This is a genomic window from Pseudomonas sp. 2,4-D (assembly GCF_030418155.1).
GTDB lineage: Bacteria > Pseudomonadota > Gammaproteobacteria > Pseudomonadales > Pseudomonadaceae > Aquipseudomonas > Aquipseudomonas alloputida.
Genome location: NZ_JAUHUI010000005.1, coordinates 70,060 through 88,388 on the forward strand (window position 1 = coordinate 70,060; position 18,329 = coordinate 88,388).

Below are 18,329 nucleotides of genomic sequence, written 5' to 3' on the forward strand. Positions count from 1 at the left end.
TGTTCACGCTGAGCGGGAATTAGCGGGTCCTTGGGTCGAACACCTTGTACAGGGCGTCGCTTATCAGGTTGAGCGCAACGAAAATCAGGCCGATGATCAACACGCAGCCCATCACTGCATTCATGTCACCGAGCATCAGGCTGCTGGTGAGGTATTGGCCGAAGCCAGGCCAGGCAAACACGGTTTCGATCAGCACCGCCCCCTCCAGCAACGAGCCATAGGCCAGGGCGACCACCGTGAGCAACTGCACGAGGATATTGCGGAACGCGTGGTTCCAGACCACCTGGCGCCGCGACAGCCCCTTGACCCTGGCGGTGATGATGTATTCCTGCGACAGTTGCTCGAGCATGAAGCTACGGGTCATGCGGCTGATGTAGGCCACCGAGTTCAGGCCCAGGATCAACGCCGGCAGAACGATATGGCGCAACGCGCTGGTGAAGGCCTCCCAGTCACGCGCCAGCGCCGTGTCGATCAGCAGCAGGCCGGTAACCTCATCGACCATGCCGTCATAGGCCAGGTCGATGCGCCCTGCGCCACCCGCCCAACCCAGCCAGGCGTAGAACACCAGCAGGCCCATCATGCCGACCCAGAAAATAGGCGTGGAATAGCCAAACAATGTAATGACCCGTGCGACATGGTCGCCGACCCGCCCCTGATTGCTGGCAGCCACCACGCCCAGTGGCAGACCGATCAGCACGCCAAACAGAATGGCCAGCGTTGCCAGCTCGATGGTGGCCGGGAACACCCGCTTGATGTCATCGAGTACTGGGTGGCCGGTGAGCAGTGCATTGCCGAAATCACCGTGCAGCAAGTCGTTCAAGTACAGCCCGAACTGGGCCCAGATCGGTTTGTCCAGGCCCATCGCCCGGTATACCTGGTCGTAGGTGGAGCTGTCGGCATCCGGGCCAACTACCGCCAGCACGGGGTCCAGCGGCATGACCCGGCCGATGAAGAACGTCAGCGCCAGCAGGCCAAGCAAGGTCACCAGCACCGTGCTGGCCCGGCGGGCAGTACCCGATACACGGGCACCCATTACAGAGGCAGTCGAAGCAAACATAACAGGCTCCTGAAAAAGCATTCACCAATCTCGCAGGCTTGGCCTCAGCGCGACTTGTAGACGTCTTTGTAACGGGTGGTGGCCGCGGTATGGCCTTGGTAGTCCTGCACATCGTGGTAGAGCACCACGGTGTCGGTCATCTGCGACACAGGCAGGATGGCCCCCACCTGCTCGTCCAAGGTTTTCTGGATTTGCTGGTACTGGGCCAGTTGCTGCGCCTTGTCGGGCTCGACTTCCGCCTGCTCGATCAGGTTGTTCAGCTCGGGGCTGTAGAACGAGGTACGCCAGCCCTGGAAGTTGCTCAGCTTGGCTTCGTCGCGGTTGTCCGGGTTGTACACCAGGGTGCGCAGGCTTGAATGCGGATGCCGTTCAGCACCACCGCCGCCGCGCCCGACCAGGATGTCGAAACTGCGCTCACGCATGGCACCGTAGATCTGGTTGCCGGTACCGGTGACGATGGTGGCCTTGATACCGGCCTGGGCCAAGGTCGACTGCAGGCTGGACGCAATGTTGATGAAAGGTGGCTCGGTGAGCACGCGGATGGTGGTCTTGAAGCCCTCGGGGTAGCCCGCTTCGGCCAGCAGTTTTTTCGCTTCGGCCACGTTCAGGGCATAGCCCGGATCATCCAGCCTTGCTGGCAGGCCAAGCGGTAGCGGGCGCTGATTGAGCTGGCCATAGTGCGGCATCACGGTCTGGTTGATGCCTTGATAGTCGATCAGCGAACGAACCGCCCGGCGTACGCGCACATCGTCGTAGGGTTTGCTCTTCACGCTCAGAGCAACGTAGTACAACGTTCCGCGCTGCACGGTCTGGGTACGAACGTTGTCAGACTTCTCCAGCGCCTCGATGTCTGGCGCGGACATGCCCTTGGCCAGGTCCAGGTCGCCCCGCTCCACCATCAACCGCAGTGACTGCGACTCGGTCATGTTGCGCATGACGATGCGTTTGAGCTTGGCTGGGCCACCCCAGTACCCGTCAAAACGGTTCATCAGGATGACATCGTTGGCGCGCCACTCCTTTAGCACGAACGGCCCGCTACCAGCCGCGTGGGTGGCCAGCCAGGCACTGCCCATGTCATCGCCCTTCTGGTGCTGCTGCACCACCTTGCGGTCGAGGATGAATGCGCTGGGCGAAGTTGCCAGGGTATTCAGCACCAGCAACGGATCAGTCGGCCGTGGTAGCTCGATGACGAAGGTTGAGTCATCAACAGCGCGCATGTGCTGGTCGACATTGCCCGCAGAAAACCCGTAGGCCTTCCAGGTCGACGCCAAGGCCAGGTTAAGTTTGAGTACGCGCTGCAGCGACCAGGCGACATCCTCGGCACTTAGCGGGTTACCGGACTGGAACGTTACGCCCTTGCGCAGGTTGAACGTGAGGGTCTTGCGGTCATCGCTGACCCGCCAGCTTTCTGCCAGCGCTGGCAGCAGCCGGTCCGGCTGACGCACGTCCTGCACCAGCAGCATGTCGTAGAGGTTGGCATTGACCTCGGACACATCCAGCCCGGTGGCCGCCGCCGGGTCGAGGGACAGCAGGTTGATCATGCTCATACCGACGATCAACTGATCCGCCGGGGTTTTCGCTAAAGCAGCAGGTACCGAGGTCAGCGCCAGAGACGCAGCAAAGACCCCCGCCCAGAGTGTGGGGATAACGCTCATGTGAGATCGCCTTCTTATAGTTATTGGACGCTCGGGCGGCACGCAGCGACGCGTGCCGCCATGCACGAATCAGAAGCTTTGCAGCGTATTGGTTTCGACGTAGTCGAAGTCGATGTCTTCCCCAAGGCCAGGCAAGTTCGACAGGTGCACATAGCCGTCTTCGTCCATCGGGTCGACCAGGCGCTTGAGATAGGCAGGTACCTCGTCGTAGTCAAGGAATGGGTGCAGCAGACCGCGCTCGTACCAGGTGCAGTTCTTGATTGCCCCCACGACCGCCAGGTTGGCGGCGCCGTTGCCATGGATCTCGCAATCCATGCCGAACGATTCGGCCATGTGCGCAACCTTCAGACACGGTGCAATGCCACCCACACCGGCAACCCCCGCACGCAGGATGTCGCACACATCGTTCTTGACCCAGCTCGCCCGGCTCAGGTGCTTGCCGCCGAGGCTTTCCGGGCCTAGCACCGGGATATCCAGCTGCCCGGAAAGCCAGGCGTAGGACTCGGCGGAGTCTTCCATCATTGGCTCTTCGAACCAGGCAAAGTCGAGCTTCTCCAGGGCACGGCCGATAGTGAGGGCCTCGGTGCGGCTGTACCAGTGATAGCCATCGATCATCAGCGCAATGTCCGGCCCCACGGCCTCGCGCACGGCGGCGCATGCCTTGATGTCCATGCTCACGCTGGGCGCGAACGACACCGGCGGCATCCAGGTGTGCAGCTTGATCGCCTTGTAGCCACGCTTGACCAGGGTTTCGGCGAAGCGACCGTACTCTTCCGGAGTGGACAGACCGCCGGGCAGCTCATCGCCGCACATGGTCGAGCCATAGGCCGGCACCTTGTCGCGGTAGCCGCCGATCAGCTTGTGCACCGGCAGGTTCAGCTTGCGACCGGCCCAATCCCATAGCGCCTGCTCGACCAGCGCCAGGGCACGGTCAGTCAGCTGGCTGGCGCTACCGCGCTGCCAGTGCGCCAGGTCGTGCCAGATTTTTTCGCGGTCAAAGGCATTGGCGCCAACCAGCACCTTGCGCACGAAATTATCCAGCACATAAGGGCGAATGAGCTCGGGTGCGCCCAGCGCATAGCCTTCGCTGCCGCACTCGGTCCTGATGCGCAGCAGGGCCATCCTGGCCTGGGTCACATCACCTGGGTGGGCATGGCCGGCGCTGTCTACGGCGCGGCGCGTGGGGTAGGAAAATACCTGGACGGTTACAGCAGTAATGATCATGGACGTCTGAGCCTTCTTATTGGATTTGTGGCGAGTGAGTCACGCTCTGGGGGTCATCCTACGTCATCATACAACATTTGAAAAGCGCCAGTTAAAACCCGATAAAACCTCCGATTCATGATGCCTGCAGCAATCATGAGACCCCGAAATAAAAGCAAACACATCCTTGAAACACGCCTAATAGAGCCATCAAGCAGTGTGATCAGACAACATTTCAATAATTCGTAGACAGCTCCACAGTCGTACGATAACTTATTTTAAAAATCACGGAGCACTGACCACCTCGACCACCTTGCTCACCCGCCTCATCACGTCCTCAACAAAAACAAAAAAAGAGATCGCATGAACATCACACTTCGCCGCCTCATCGCCGCCAGTACGCTCGGCCTGTCGTTCTACGCCTGCGCAGACTCCGCCAGCATCAACTACCGGCACACGTTCACCGAAGATGACAGCATTCATTCCGACCGGATAAAGCTGAGTTACCGCAAGGACAGCGGCCTGGGGTTTGCCGCAGAAATCAAATACAAGACTGCCGGCGACCGCGAAGACGTCGCCTACGACAACATGGTCAACAACGGCCATGAGTTCACCGTGGACTACAACTACAAGATGAGCCCCCGGTCGACCTGGACCCCCGCCTTCCAGATGGACAGCACCAAGGATGCGACCACCTACAAGTTCGGCTTGAAGTACAACTACAAGCTCAGCGACACCTGGTACGTCGCCACCCGCGTGCGCCACGACGCACGCAACCTCGACCGCGACCAGATTGACCACAGCAAGCCGGACCGCGCCAAGGACAACCAGAACACCACCCGCCTTGAAGGCTGGCTCGGCTATACCCCCAGCGGCCCGTGGGCATTCGAATACCAGTACATCCACTTCACCACCGACTACATCCGCTACGACAACAAGAAGCGCGACTACGAGCAGAACCTGATCATCAAGTACAAGCTCAACAAACAGTGGGCACCGTTCATGGAGGTGGGCGACATCAAGGTCAACAGTTACACGGACGATCGCCAGGCCCGTTGGCGCCTGGGTATCCAGTACAACTTCCTGTAAGGGCTATCGCCCGCCCATGCCGGTGTCGTTCCTGCACGGCACCTTCATGCAATTTCAGTAAAAGGCCCCAGTACAATGACCACGACCACCCGCAAACCCTTCAACCGCCTGCTGCTCACCGGTGCTGCCGGCGGGCTCGGACACGTGCTTCGCGAAGCACTGCAAGCACACGCCGACATCGTGCGCGTATCGGACATCAGCCCAATGACACCGGCCGAGGACGAGCATGAAGAAGTTATCCATTGCGACCTGGCGGACAAGGCCGGCGTACTGGCCCTGGCCAACGGTGTAGACGCTATCGTGCACCTGGGTGGGATCTCTACCGAACGCGCTTTCGAAGAAATCCTGCAAGCGAACATCATCGGCACCTTCCACATCTACGAGGCTGCCCGCAAGCACGGGATCAAACGTGTGGTCTTTGCCAGTTCCAACCACGTCACCGGCTTTTACCCCCAGGGCGAACAAGTGGATGCGCATTCGCCGCGCCGGCCGGACTGCTATTACGGGCTGTCGAAGGCCTACGGCGAAGACCTGGCAACGTTCTACTTCCACCGCTACGGCATCGAAACCGTCAGCCTGCGTATCGGCTCCTCCTTCCCCGAACCCCGCAATGTGCGCATGTTGTCCACCTGGCTGAGCTATGGCGACCTGGGACACCTGGTGGAGCGCGCATTGCTGGCCGAGAACGTTGGCCACACCGTTGTGTATGGCGTCTCCGCCAACCGCGACCTGTGGTGGAGCAACCGCTACGCCGCGCACCTGGGTTTCAACCCGAAGGACAGTGCCGAACGCTTCCGCCCGGCACTGGAGCAGCAGCCGAAACCCGCCGCGAATGACCCGACTGCTCATCTGCAAGGTGGCGCCTTCACCGCTGCCGGACCTTTTGGCGACTGACCCCCGATAGAGTGCAGAATGCTTCCATGACAGCCGAACTGATTATCGATGCACGCAATGTCACGGGCGAGAGCCCGGTCTGGCACCCGCAGGAAAATGCCTTGTACTGGGTGGACATTCCGGTAGGCCGCCTGCACCGCTGGCAACCGGACGGCCAGACCCACCACTGGACCGCAGACGAAATGCTAGGCTGCATTGCCCGCAGCCACCGAGGCCATTGGCTGGGGGCCCAGGAGAGCGGGATCTTCCACCTCACCCCCCAGGCAGACGGCCGTCTGCTGGCCGGCAAGCGTGCCAGTGTCGAACACGCCAGGCCCGGCATGCGCTTCAATGACGGGCGCTGTGACCGCCAGGGGCGCTTCTGGGCCGGTACGATGCAAACCAGCATGGCCGCCGAGCCGGTGGGTGCCTTGTACCGGTATGACGCGATGGCAGATGGAACGGCAGGGCCATTGCAGGCACGGCTGGGCACATTGTCCGTTCCAAACGGCATGGCGTTCAGCCCGGACGGCAAAACCATGTACGTCTCCGACTCACACCCGAGCGTGCAGATGATCTGGGCTTTCGACTACGACATCGATAGCGGCAGCCCGCACAACCGCCGGGTCTTCGTCGACATGAACCAGCACCCCGGCCGGCCGGATGGGGCTGCGGTAGATGCCGAAGGTTGCTACTGGATCTGTGCGATCGATGCCGGCCAGGTACTGCGCTTTACTCCCGACGGCAAGCTGGACCGCGCCCTGCCGCTACCGGTGAAGAAACCTACCATGTGCGCATTCGGTGGCCCGCAACTGGAAACGTTGTTCGTGACGTCGATTCGCCCGCAAGGCATCGACCTGAGCGACCAGCCCCTGGCCGGTGGCGTGTTCGCATTGACCCCTGGCGTCAAAGGCTTGCCGGAGCCCATCGCCAAGGGCTGAATGAAGCCAGGCTGCGGCTGTTTCAGGGACAATGCGCCCATCGACGAGATGCTGATCAGCGGCGTGAGCTTGCACCCAGCCAACGTTGATCAACAGCAACGCCACGCACAACTGCATCGGCGTGCGGGTATGCCCGGTGAGCATGGCGATGGATGAACACCGCCACCAGCCCCACGGCGATCATCAACTGGCGATGACCGGACAGGTGCGTTACTCAAGCAGCGACGCCTCGTTCGCCATCACCGCTGACTTCGAACTGCCCCACCAGCTTCTGCAACTTGCCAGCATCCACCTTCACCTTCTGCGCACTGCTTTGCAGCACCAGGGCGGTCTGGCGCATCTCGCCGGAGGACTGGTTGACCTGCTCGATCGTCTTGCCGTATTCCACGCTGCGACGGTTGAGCTGCTGGATAATGGCGAACATGCTCTCCACCGCCTGGTGCAGCTGTACATTTTCGGAAGAGGCGTCCTCCGCCAGGCGCAGGCTGTTGTCGACGTCCTGCACGCCCTGCTCCATGAAGCTTACCGCCTGCCGGGTTTCGCCCTGCAGGCTCTCGACCATGTGGCGGATGTCGTCGGCGGCACGCGAGGTGCGTGCGGCCAGGCTGCGCACCTCGTCGGCCACCACCGCGAAGCCACGACCATGCTCCCCCGCCCGCGCCGCCTCGATAGCGGCATTGAGCGCCAGCAGGTTGGTCTGGTTGGTGATTTCGCTGATCAACCCGGTGATGTTGTCGATCTCGACCATGCGGCTGTCGAGCCGTTGCACGCTGGATGATGAGCGCGCCACCACATCGCGGATCGACTGGGTGCCCGCCTGCACCGCCTGGTACTGCGCGCGTGCGCGGCTGACCACTTCGTCCATGGCCTGTTTCATCTGCTCGGCGCTGACCGAGGCCTGTTGCAGTTCGCCGAGTTGCTCTTCCATGATGATCATCATCTGGTGCACGGCGTCGGCCACGTCGGCGGAGCTTACGCTGGCCTCCTGGCTGCGCCCGAGCATCATCTGGTTGGTGCTGCCGACCGTGCGGCTGGCCTTGACCACCTGCCCGACCACCGTGTCCAGGCGGTCGATGAAGCTGTTGATCCAGCGCGCCATGTCGCCGCTCTCATCATTGGCCAAGGTACTGGTATCCAGGCGCTGGCGCAGGTTGCCTTCACCCTCGGCGATGGTGCACAGCACACTGCTCATGCCATTCAACCTGGCGGCCAGGCGCTTGGGCCCGAGCACGCCAAACAACAAGGTGGCGCCCAGCATGCTCACGGCCTCGATCACGTCAGTCAGTCCTTGCGGCAGGCCTGCATAGTGCTGCACCAGGTAATTGCAGCCGAACAGCCCCGCCATGATCGCCACATAGGGTTTCATCAAACCGTAGCTCAGCGAACGCCGGCGGTAGACCTCTTCCAGGTCCGCCTCGCACATCATGCCCCAGCGGTCGGGCGAGCCCGGCAACTGGAAGGTAACGCCCTTGCCCACCACTGGCACATGACGGTAGTCCGAATAGCCGGGGTAGGTCACGAACAGGTTGGCACCGCGCCTGATCGTCTCCCTCACGCCAGGGTGCAGTTCCCGCGTGGAAGGGTCGGTGAAACGAAGCTCCAGCTCGGTATGACGCTGGACCTGCACGGTGGCCCAGGGCGTGTGCACACCGTTCTTGAGGTTTTCGCCATGGGTGAAGGTGGCGTCCTCGAAGCGCGAGCGGGACAACGCGGTACCGGGTTGTATGGTGGGGTCGAAGCGCGATTGCGCCATGAACAGGTAGTTGTCGCCGGACTCGGGGTAAATGTGCCCTGCCTCGCGCTGGATCAGGTCACCCAGCACATCGTTGGGCACCCGCCCACACAGACAACCCAGCACTTTGCCCTCGTGCATGAGGGGCTGGTAGAACATCAACGTGACTTCATCGTGGAAGCGCGAGGAAGACGGGCCGACCTGCAAGGTCAGCGGGTCGCTGTAGGGACCGTGCAGGAAGGGTGCTTTCAGCCCCTGCGCCAGGGCTGCCAAGTACTCGATACGTGGCGTGCCACGCTGGGGCCAGGTCGAAGCGATGACGCTGCCGTGGGCATCGACGACAAACAGTTCGGAAAAGTCCTCAGCCTGGGCCAACGTGTTGCGCAACATCGCGCTATCGACTTGAGCGAGCCCCGGCGCCACCTGCTCGGCCAGGTCGGCCAGGTGTTCCCACTGCTCGCGCACCCACTCATGCAGCAACTGCACGCGGGCCTGGGCGATGGCTTCGAAGGTTTGCTCGACCTGCGGGTAACTGGCCCGATTAAGGCGGCACGCCCAGCCCATGCTGAATTTGCCGGTTTTGCCGAACCACGGCAGCCAGCCCTTTTCACTCGACGATAAATGCATCGAACCACTGGAAAGCGACATTATCTTCACCATACGCGACATCGAATGGCAATCTGATAGCAAGTCGCACGCCAACGGCGGGAGGCGTGATTAATCGGCGATCCAGCGGAGTGGATGCACTTCATCAGTGCAAGATGCCGGCAGGCAACCCCGGAACGCACCAGCCACGGGCAAAAATGAGCGGTTTAAGCATTCCACTGAAATGAGGCAAATAGCCTCCAGAACTGCTCGCAGACCGCACAACAGTTCGATAATCGCACAAATTCAGCCAAACCCTCTCTACTGTTGCCCTATCTTGCGGCACGCTATAGCGAAAGTCAGCAAGCCATTTCAAGTGCTGACAGGCCCCATCGCTTCACGCGCTCCGGCCAGCCCGACAACCACAACTCCAGGAACAACCAGGAGCTCGCCTTGATCAATAAAACGTACGAGTCCATCGCCAGCGCGGTGGAAGGGATTACCGACGGTTCGACCATCATGGTCGGTGGCTTCGGCACGGCTGGCATGCCGTCCGAGCTGATCGATGGCCTCATTGCCACCGGTGCCCGCGACCTGACCATCATCAGCAACAACGCCGGCAACGGCGAGATCGGCCTGGCCGCCCTGCTCATGGCAGGCAGCGTGCGCAAGGTGGTCTGCTCGTTCCCGCGCCAGTCCGACTCCTACGTGTTCGACGAATTGTACCGCGCCGGCAAGATCGAGCTGGAAGTGGTCCCGCAGGGCAACCTGGCCGAGCGTATCCGCGCCGCAGGCTCCGGCATTGGTGCGTTCTTCTCGCCAACCGGCTACGGCACCCTGCTGGCCGAGGGCAAGGAAACCCGTGAGATCGACGGCCGCATGTACGTGCTGGAAATGCCGCTGCACGCCGACTTCGCACTGATCAAGGCGCACAAGGGTGACCGTTGGGGCAACCTGACCTACCGCAAGGCCGCCCGCAACTTCGGCCCGATCATGGCCATGGCTGCCAAGACCGCCATCGCCCAGGTCGACCAGGTCGTCGAACTTGGTGAACTGGACCCGGAACACATCATCACCCCGGGTATCTTCGTCCAGCGCGTGGTCGCCGTCACCGGTGCTGCCGCTTCTTCGATTGCCAAAGCTGTCTGAGGCCTGCCATGACCATCACCAAAAAGCTCTCCCGCACCGAGATGGCCCAACGCGTGGCCGCAGACATCCAGGAAGGCGCGTATGTAAACCTGGGCATTGGCGCGCCAACCCTGGTGGCCAACTACCTGGGCGACAAGGAAGTGTTCCTGCACAGCGAAAACGGCCTGCTGGGTATGGGCCCAAGCCCTGCGCCGGGCGAGGAAGACGATGACCTGATCAACGCCGGCAAGCAGCACGTCACCCTGCTGACCGGTGGCGCCTTCTTCCACCATGCCGATTCGTTCTCGATGATGCGTGGTGGCCACCTGGACATCGCTGTACTGGGCGCCTTCCAGGTGTCGGTCAAGGGCGACCTGGCCAACTGGCACACGGGTGCCGAAGGCTCGATCCCGGCCGTCGGCGGTGCAATGGACCTGGCCACCGGCGCCCGCCAAGTGTTCGTGATGATGGACCACCTGACCAAGACCGGCGAAAGCAAGCTGGTGCCCGAGTGCACCTACCCGCTGACCGGTATCGCTTGCGTCAGCCGCATCTACACCGACCTGGCCGTGCTGGAAGTGACACCGGAAGGGCTGAAAGTGGTCGAAATCTGCGCGGACATCGACTTTGACGAACTGCAGAAACTCAGTGGCGTGCCGCTGATCAAGTGATCCAGGAAGACTTAGGGCTTTCCATGCCTCTGCGGCACTATCGATAGTGCCGCACAAGCGCCGCGAGCAGGGAGCACGCGGTGCTTGAGGCCGCCTTTCCAACCGCTTCGGAGCCGATAGACGAGAACTCCCGGAGAGGTCAACCCAATGAGCTATCGAGCGGGAGCCAGATAGCGGCGTAAAAAATTGCCGGCCACGACTTTACGCCTTTTTTACTCGACATTACCGTAAAGCAGGCAATACTGCCGGCACTGTCCCAACGAGCTCCCTCAATGCCGCTTCCTGCATTGCGTTTCATCGCCTTCATTATTGGTGTATTCCTGATCACGTTGGCCGTCAGCATGGTGATTCCAATGCTGACGCTGCTGGTGTACGACCGCAGCGACGACCTCGGTGCATTCGTCTGGTCGAGCCTGATCGTTCTGTGTGTCGGCCTGCTCATGGTGGCCCGCGGCGTACCCGACACACCGCAACTGCGGACCAGGGACATGTATCTGCTCACGACGGCAAGCTGGGTCATCGTGTGCGCATTCGCGGCGCTGCCAATGGTGTTCATTCGACACATCAGTTACACGGACGCGTTCTTCGAAACCATGTCAGGAATCACCACCACCGGCTCGACCGTGCTGACCGGCCTGGACAGTGCATCGCCGGGGCTGCTGATATGGCGTTCGCTGCTGCACTGGCTGGGAGGCATTGGTTTTATCGGCATGGCCGTGGCGATCCTGCCACTGCTGCGCGTGGGCGGCATGCGCCTGTTCCAAACCGAGTCTTCGGATTGGTCTGACAAAGTGACGCCGCGTTCGCATGTGGCAGCCAAGATAATCCTGCTGGTCTACCTGGGCCTGACTGCATTGGGGACAGGGGCATTGTGGGCTGCCGGCATGACCCCGTTCGAAGCCATCAATCATTCGATGTCGCTGGTTTCAACCGGTGGTTTCTCTACCTCGGATGCCTCGCTGGGCCATTGGGAGCAGCCAGCGGTGCACTGGGTGGCTGTGGTCATCATGATACTCGGCAGCCTGCCCTTCACGCTGTATGTCGCCACGCTGCGTGGCCATCGAGGCATCCTGCTCAAGGACCATCAAGTTCGCGGTTTCATTGGTTTTCTCGTCTTCGTCTGGCTCACCGTCGGAACCTGGCTCTGCCTGCACAGCGATCTGGCCTGGTGGGATGCGTTTCGTATTGTTGCGGTGAATGTGACCTCGGTAGTAACCACAACAGGCGTTGCCGTGGGTGATTACACGCTCTGGGGCAGCTTCGCCATCATGCTGTTCTTTTACCTGACGTTTGTCGGCGGGTGCTCGGGCTCCACCGCTGGCGGTTTGAAAATATTCCGTTTCCAGGTGGCCGCTGCCTTGCTTGTCAGCAGCCTGAAGCAGTTGATCCATCCACGGGCAACGATCTCGAAAAAATACAATGGGCATCCCATCGATGAAGAGATCGTACGGTCACTGCTGACGTTCTCGTTCTTCTTCACCGTCACCATTGCGGTCATCGCCCTGGGCCTGTCTTTGATAGGACTCGACTGGATGACGGCGTTGAGCGGGGCGGCCACCGCTGTGTGCAACGTCGGTCCTGGCCTGGGCACGCTTATCGGTCCAGCAGGTAATTTCGCCTCCTTGCCGGACGCAGCGAAATGGTTGCTGACGGTTGGCATGCTGCTTGGCCGGCTCGAGATCCTCACCGTACTGGTACTGGTCTCGCCAGTCTTCTGGCGATTCTAGAGCAGAGGCCATCCAGCCGATCAGCCATAAAATTGGGCAGGGACAGCATATTCGTTCTAGGTTTACTGGCGCAGGAATAACAACAACAAGCGGAGAACGACGCCATGAACCCAGCCCTTCGCCTGGCATTGGCCAGCACCTTGTTTGCTGTCAGCGCGGCTGCCCAGGCCGCACCAACCTTCATCAACATCCTCACAGGCGGTACCAGTGGTGTCTATTACCCGGTAGGCGTAGGCATTTCACAGATCTACAGCCATGGCATCGAGGGCAGCAAGACCACGGTGCAAGCCACCAAGGCCTCGGTAGAGAACCTCAACCTGTTGCAAGCCGGTCGAGGGGAGTTGGCGTTCGCACTGGGGGATTCGGTGACAGATGCCTGGAAGGGCGATGCAGAGGCTGGATTCAAAACGCCCTTGAAGAAACTCCGTGCCATCGCAGGTACCTACCCGAACTACATCCAGATCGTCGCCAGAAAGGAGTCTGGGATCACATCCCTGTCAGACCTCAAAGGCAAGCGTATCTCGGTTGGAGCCCCCAAGTCCGGGACAGAACTGAACGCCCGCGCCATCTTCAAAGCCGCGGGGCTTACCTACCAGGACATGGGAAAAGTTGAATACCTGCCCTATGCGGAGTCCGTCGAACTGATCAAGAACCGTCAGCTTGACGCCACGCTGCAATCCTCAGGGCTCGGTCAAGCGGCTATCCGAGACTTGGCCGCGACCTTGCCGGTAGTGTTCGTGCCTATCCCTGCCGACGTCGTCACCCGCATTGGCAACAAGGCCTACCAACCCGCCACCATTCCTGCCAACACCTATGATGGCCAGAAGGCGGACGTATCAACGGCGGCCATCAACAACATCCTCGTCACCCGCGCCGACATCGGCGATGACCTGGCCTATCAGATGACCAAGCTGATATTCGAGAACCTTCCACGCCTGGTCACGGCCCACGCTGCAGCGAAAGATATCCAGGCAGAAAATGCCGCCAAGAACCTGCCCATTCCGCTGCATCCAGGAGCAGAGAGGTACTTCAAGGAGAAAAACCTGCTCCCCTGATGACATTCTCGAGCCATGGAGCAGCGTATGAGTGATACCGCGCAAGGTCTTCACGCCAGCACCGATCGCTGGCCTGCCGCGCTTTTTGCCGTGGCACTGGTCTTTTCGGTTTTCCAGATCGCCACGGCGGCCTTCCCCCTGATTTCCACCCAAGTACTGCGTGCAATACACGTGGGGTTCCTGTTGCTGGTGGTGTACCTGAGCTATGCATTCGTTGGCCACCATCGGCCGTGGCAACCCCTTGCCTGGCTGCTGGGTCTTGCGGGAATGGCGACGGCCACATACCAGTGGTACTTCGAAGGGGATCTGATTCAACGCTCCGGCGAACTGACCACCAGTGACCTGATCGTGGGGCTGTTGCTTATTGGTTTGGTCTTTGAAGCCGCGCGGCGCGTCATGGGCATAGCGTTGCCCATCATTTGCGCCCTGTTTCTGGCCTATGGGTTGCTTGGCCAACACTTGCCAGGCGAACTCGCGCATCGAGGCTACGGCCTTGATCAGATCGTCAATCAGTTGGCCTTCGGCACCGAGGGGCTGTATGGCACACCGACCTATGTCTCAGCCACCTACATTTACCTGTTCATCCTGTTCGGCGCATTTCTTGAGCAGGCGGGCATGATTCGTCTGTTCACCGATTTCGCCATGGGGCTGTTCGGCCATCGCAGCGGGGGACCGGCCAAAGTGTCGGTGTTCTCCTCGGCACTGATGGGTACCATTACCGGCTCGGGGGTGGCCAATGTCGTCACCACCGGACAGTTCACCATTCCGCTGATGAAGCGTTTTGGCTACAAACCTGCATTTGCCGGTGGCGTCGAGGCGACCTCCAGCATGGGCAGCCAGCTGATGCCGCCGGTGATGGGCGCTGTGGCGTTCATCATGGCCGAGACGATCAACGTGCCCTACGCCGAGGTGGCGAAAGCCGCGCTCATCCCAGCATTACTGTACTTCGGCTCGGTCTACTGGATGGTCCACCTGGAGGCTCGGCGCAGCCATCTGCACGGCTTGCCTCGCGAACAGTGCCCGAGTGCCTGGGACGCATTGCGACAACGCTGGTTCCTGCTGGTACCGCTGATGGTTCTGGTCGCCCTGTTGTTTTCCGGGCGAACACCTTTGTACTCGGGAATGGTCGGCCTGGCCCTGACCGCCATCGTCATCCTAGGCTCGGCGATCATCCTGCGCGCTCGAAAAACCTGGCTGCGCGCGGCTTTCTGGGTTGCACTCGGGATACTGTGTTCAGGTTTTTTCCGCATGGGGATCGGGGTGATCCTGATGGTCATTGCCGGCTTGGCCATTGCGTGCTGCTTTGTCCAGGGCGGCCGTGCCACCCTGCACGCATGCGTCATGGCCCTCGCGGAGGGTGCCCGTCATGCGGTGCCGGTGGGCATTGCCTGTGCGCTGGTCGGCGTCATTATCGGCGTCATCTCGCTGACCGGCCTGGCCACCACCTTTGCCGGATACATTCTTGACTTGGGACGGGACAACCTGTTCCTCTCGCTGGTGTTGACCATGCTCACTTGCCTGGTACTGGGTATGGGCATCCCAACCATCCCCAACTACATCATCACCAGCTCCATTGCCGCCCCCGCCCTGTTGGAGCTCGGGGTCCCGCTGATCGTCTCGCACATGTTCGTGTTCTATTTCGGCATCCTGGCCGACCTGACGCCGCCAGTGGCATTGGCGTGCTTTGCAGCGGCCCCGATTGCCAAGGAAAAAGGCCTGTTGATCAGCTTCTGGGCGGTGCGCATTGCCTTGGCTGGTTTCGTGGTGCCCTTCATGGCGGTCTATGACCCGGCGTTGATGATGCAAGGTGACAGCATGGGCTCCACGTTGTACATGGTGATCAAGGCGGCGTTCGCGGTAGCCCTCTGGGGATGTGCGTCGATCGGGCATTTGCGTGCCCCCATGCCCTGGTGGGAACGCCTGTTGGCGTTCGCTGCTGGTGTGTCCTTGATACTTGCCGCGCCCATCAGCGATGAGGTCGGTTTTGCGTTGGGTACGGCAGTGCTGGGTTGGCACTACTGGCGAAGCCGACCGGCCTCTGGACACCTCGCATGATCAGCCTTTGCGTTGGGTTGGCCGGTGTGGTCTGGGTCAGCCTGCCACTGAACGGTTTTACCCTTGCGTGGCAGCACAGTATCGAAAAGGTCCGCTGGGAAGAGGATTACCAAGTGACCCCGGCGGGCCTGGTACTGGTAGAGGCACGGGTCAAAGGCAGCGGGGCCGGCATGGAGATTCCGGACGACGCTCAACTGCGCAACGGCACTTGGCACTATCGTCGTCATCTACCACCGCTGCAGCCCTTGCACGCCGGGCGAACGCCCGAGGCTGGCGACTACCAGGTCTGCACGACAGGCGGGTGCCAGCCGCTGTCCTACTGGTTAGGACCGCCAAGCGAACGCGTTGCTGCAGTAGACTTCTGGGCCTGTGAAAATCCGCCTTTGGACAGCAGGCGAACCGCCCTGCCCTGACGGCGACAGGGCAGGACCGAATCCACTTCAGCCCACCACGTGCAAGTAATGCAGGTGGCGTTCGTACTGATCCAGGATGTCGCCAATCACATCGTCACGGCTCCACCCCATGATGTCGTAGTCCTGGCCCCCTTCTCGCAGATGCACTTCCGCGCGGAAATACTTGCGGGAATCGGCACCGTCTTCGGTGTCCCGCATGACGAAGCTTGGCGTATTGAAGGCCCGTGGCCGCACCTCGTAGAGGAAACGTCCTTCACCGGCATGGGAGAGTTCCAGAGATACCCGCCCATCATCACGCTCATTCACGCTCACCTCGTAGCCTTGCTTGCGCAGCTCCTGGGCGACCTCTTCACAGGCCGGCCTCACCACCTCGGCGATAAAGCGCGTGACATGAACCCGGCGAGGCATCAATGCAATATTGCGCAGCCTCCGCTGCCAGCCGCCGTGTGGGTGGCGGGTATGGCGTGGGCCCGGCAAGGCTTGATTGCGCAACCCGCGGCGAGTCGCATCAAGACTCAGCGCCTTGAACAAGCCCCAAATCGCAACCAGCAGGATGACCGCGAACGGCAAAGCGCTCGCAATGGTCGCGGTCTGCAGCGCCTTCAGACCGTTCGCCAGCAGCAACGCGATCGCGACTGCGCCTATGCAGACTGACCAGAAGATCCGTTGCCACAGGGGTGAATGACCTTGTCCGGAGGAGGCGAGCATATCCACGACCAGCGCACCAGAGTCCGCCGAGGTCACAAAGAACACGACCACCATCAGCACCGCGACCAGCGAAATGATGCTGGAGAACGGAAAATGCTCCAGGAAAGCAAACAACGCGAGGGAACTGTCCTCACTGACCACAGCAGCCAGATCCTTCACGCCATCGTTGAGGATCATATGGATTGCCGAGTCGCCGAACACCGTCATCCACAGCAAGGTGAAACCCGCAGGCACGAACAGTACGCCGCAGACGAATTCGCGGATGGTCCGCCCTCGCGAAATACGTGCGATGAACAAACCCACGAAGGGCGACCAGGACAACCACCAGCCCCAGTACAGCAAAGTCCAGCCGCCGATCCAGTCGGTGGGCTCGTAAGCGTAGAGATTGAAGGTTTTATTGACGATGTCCGAAAGGTAGGCGCCGGTATTCTGTACATAGGTCTGCAGCAGGAACACCGTAGGCCCAAGCAGCAGCACGAACAGCATCAGGATCACCGCCAGGCTCAGGTTGAGTTCGGACAGGATGCGAATACCTTTATCCAGGCCGCTAGCCACCGAAAGCGTCGCCAATGCGCAGGTGGCGGTGATGAGGATGACTTGCACGGTGGTGTTTACCGGCAAACCGAACACATGATGAAATCCGCTGTTGATCTGCAATACCCCATAACCCAGCGAGGTGGCCACACCAAACACCGTGCCGAGGATGGCGAAGACATCCACGGCATGCCCTATAGGGCCATAGATTCGCTCACCGATCAGCGGATAGAGTGCCGAACGCAAGGTTAACGGCAGGCCATTGCGGAAGCTGAAGTAGGCCAGGATCAGCGCGACGATGGCATAGATCGCCCAGGCATGCAGGCCCCAGTGGAAAAAGGTGATTTTCATGGCTTCGCGCGCCGCGGCAACGGTGCCGGGATCGCCCACGGGCGGCGTGGAGAAATGCATGACCGGTTCGGCCACGCCGAAGAACATGAGGCCAATCCCCATTCCTGCCGAGAACAGCATGGCGAACCAACTGCTCTTTCGGTAATCCGGCTCACTGTGGTCAGGGCCTAGCTTGATGTCGCCATAGCGGCTGACGGCCAGAAACACCACGCTGATCAACACCAACGCTACAACAAGAATATAGAACCAGCTGGCATTGGTGATGATCCATCGCTGGACTTGCTCGAACAGCGTTTGGGCGTGCTCCTGAAATGCCGTGGCGTACAAGACCAGCAGAAAAACAAGTATCGCACTGGTGTAGAAGACAGGTGGATTGAGGGTGCTCCTGGGTTTGGGGGCTGCAGTCATAGCGGCAGTTCTCCTTGCAAGGCGATGAGCACAGCGTGCCTGGGCACGACGACATTTACCAAGGCTAGCAGCTGGATAAACTCCCGTTTGCCAAGCTCCGTGTGCTCGAAAACAACTACAAACCCTAACGTCTGCAGGAAAAAA

The 18,329-nt window shown here is 60.7% G+C and carries 14 protein-coding genes; 9 read left to right on the plus strand and 5 right to left on the minus strand.

Features of this window, described 5'->3' with window-relative positions; translation table 11 throughout:
• Positions 1-19 precede the first annotated feature (19 nt).
• The 3 genes from QYE47_RS06320 to QYE47_RS06330 form a co-directional block, all read right to left on the minus strand.
• A complete protein-coding gene (locus tag QYE47_RS06320) occupies positions 20-1,057 on the minus strand; it encodes an ABC transporter permease (protein ID WP_012051862.1) in 1,038 nt (345 codons plus the stop codon).
• 44 nt (positions 1,058-1,101) lie between these two features.
• The gene (locus QYE47_RS06325; RefSeq protein ID WP_070383637.1) at positions 1,102-2,712 is read right to left on the minus strand and encodes an ABC transporter substrate-binding protein; all 1,611 of its coding nucleotides are present in this window, start codon (positions 2,710-2,712) and stop codon (positions 1,102-1,104) included.
• A 69-nt stretch (positions 2,713-2,781) separates the two neighbouring features.
• Positions 2,782-3,936, minus strand: a complete 1,155-nt coding sequence (locus QYE47_RS06330) for a mandelate racemase family protein (RefSeq protein WP_014590404.1) — start codon at positions 3,934-3,936, stop codon at positions 2,782-2,784.
• A gap of 342 nt (positions 3,937-4,278) precedes the next feature.
• Between QYE47_RS06330 and QYE47_RS06335 the strand changes: the two genes are divergently transcribed.
• The 3 genes from QYE47_RS06335 (at position 4,279) to QYE47_RS06345 (ending at position 6,818) form a co-directional block, all read left to right on the plus strand.
• Positions 4,279-5,004 carry an oligogalacturonate-specific porin KdgM family protein gene (locus QYE47_RS06335; protein ID WP_012051859.1) on the plus strand — a complete coding sequence of 242 codons (726 nt, stop codon included), beginning with the start codon at positions 4,279-4,281 and terminating at the stop codon, positions 5,002-5,004.
• Positions 5,005-5,079: 75 nt separating this feature from the next.
• Entirely contained in the window at positions 5,080-5,898 is an 819-nt protein-coding gene (locus tag QYE47_RS06340; protein ID WP_014590403.1) for an NAD(P)-dependent oxidoreductase, read from the plus strand.
• A gap of 26 nt (positions 5,899-5,924) precedes the next feature.
• Complete coding sequence (locus QYE47_RS06345) at positions 5,925-6,818, plus strand: SMP-30/gluconolactonase/LRE family protein (protein WP_070383636.1); 894 nt, start codon at positions 5,925-5,927, stop codon at positions 6,816-6,818.
• Positions 6,819-7,032: 214 nt separating this feature from the next.
• On the opposite strand, the gene QYE47_RS06350 is transcribed toward QYE47_RS06345, so the two are convergent.
• On the minus strand, positions 7,033-9,198 hold the full coding sequence (locus QYE47_RS06350) for a methyl-accepting chemotaxis protein (protein ID WP_070383635.1): 2,166 nt from the start codon (positions 9,196-9,198) through the stop codon (positions 7,033-7,035).
• Between the two features lie 390 nt (positions 9,199-9,588).
• Here QYE47_RS06350 and QYE47_RS06355 point away from each other — a divergent pair, with 390 nt between their 5' ends.
• The 6 genes from QYE47_RS06355 (at position 9,589) to QYE47_RS06380 (ending at position 16,184) form a co-directional block, all read left to right on the plus strand.
• Entirely contained in the window at positions 9,589-10,284 is a 696-nt protein-coding gene (locus QYE47_RS06355; RefSeq protein WP_010954768.1) for a 3-oxoacid CoA-transferase subunit A, read from the plus strand.
• 8 nt (positions 10,285-10,292) lie between these two features.
• Positions 10,293-10,934, plus strand: coding sequence for a 3-oxoacid CoA-transferase subunit B (locus tag QYE47_RS06360; protein WP_003251131.1), 642 nt, complete (start codon positions 10,293-10,295; stop codon positions 10,932-10,934).
• Positions 10,935-11,206: 272 nt separating this feature from the next.
• Positions 11,207-12,661, plus strand: a complete 1,455-nt coding sequence (locus tag QYE47_RS06365; RefSeq protein ID WP_019438240.1) for a TrkH family potassium uptake protein — start codon at positions 11,207-11,209, stop codon at positions 12,659-12,661.
• A 104-nt stretch (positions 12,662-12,765) separates the two neighbouring features.
• On the plus strand, positions 12,766-13,716 hold the full coding sequence (locus QYE47_RS06370; protein ID WP_070383634.1) for a TAXI family TRAP transporter solute-binding subunit: 951 nt from the start codon (positions 12,766-12,768) through the stop codon (positions 13,714-13,716).
• Positions 13,717-13,743: 27 nt separating this feature from the next.
• Positions 13,744-15,771 carry a TRAP transporter permease gene (locus tag QYE47_RS06375; RefSeq protein ID WP_026031922.1) on the plus strand — a complete coding sequence of 676 codons (2,028 nt, stop codon included), beginning with the start codon at positions 13,744-13,746 and terminating at the stop codon, positions 15,769-15,771.
• Entirely contained in the window at positions 15,768-16,184 is a 417-nt protein-coding gene (locus QYE47_RS06380) for a DUF1850 domain-containing protein (protein WP_014590397.1), read from the plus strand. The genes QYE47_RS06375 and QYE47_RS06380 overlap by 4 nt, the downstream gene beginning before the upstream one ends.
• A 27-nt stretch (positions 16,185-16,211) precedes the next feature.
• On the opposite strand, the gene QYE47_RS06385 is transcribed toward QYE47_RS06380, so the two are convergent.
• Positions 16,212-18,185, minus strand: a complete 1,974-nt coding sequence (locus QYE47_RS06385; RefSeq protein ID WP_010954773.1) for a choline BCCT transporter BetT — start codon at positions 18,183-18,185, stop codon at positions 16,212-16,214.
• Positions 18,186-18,329: the final 144 nt, after the last annotated feature.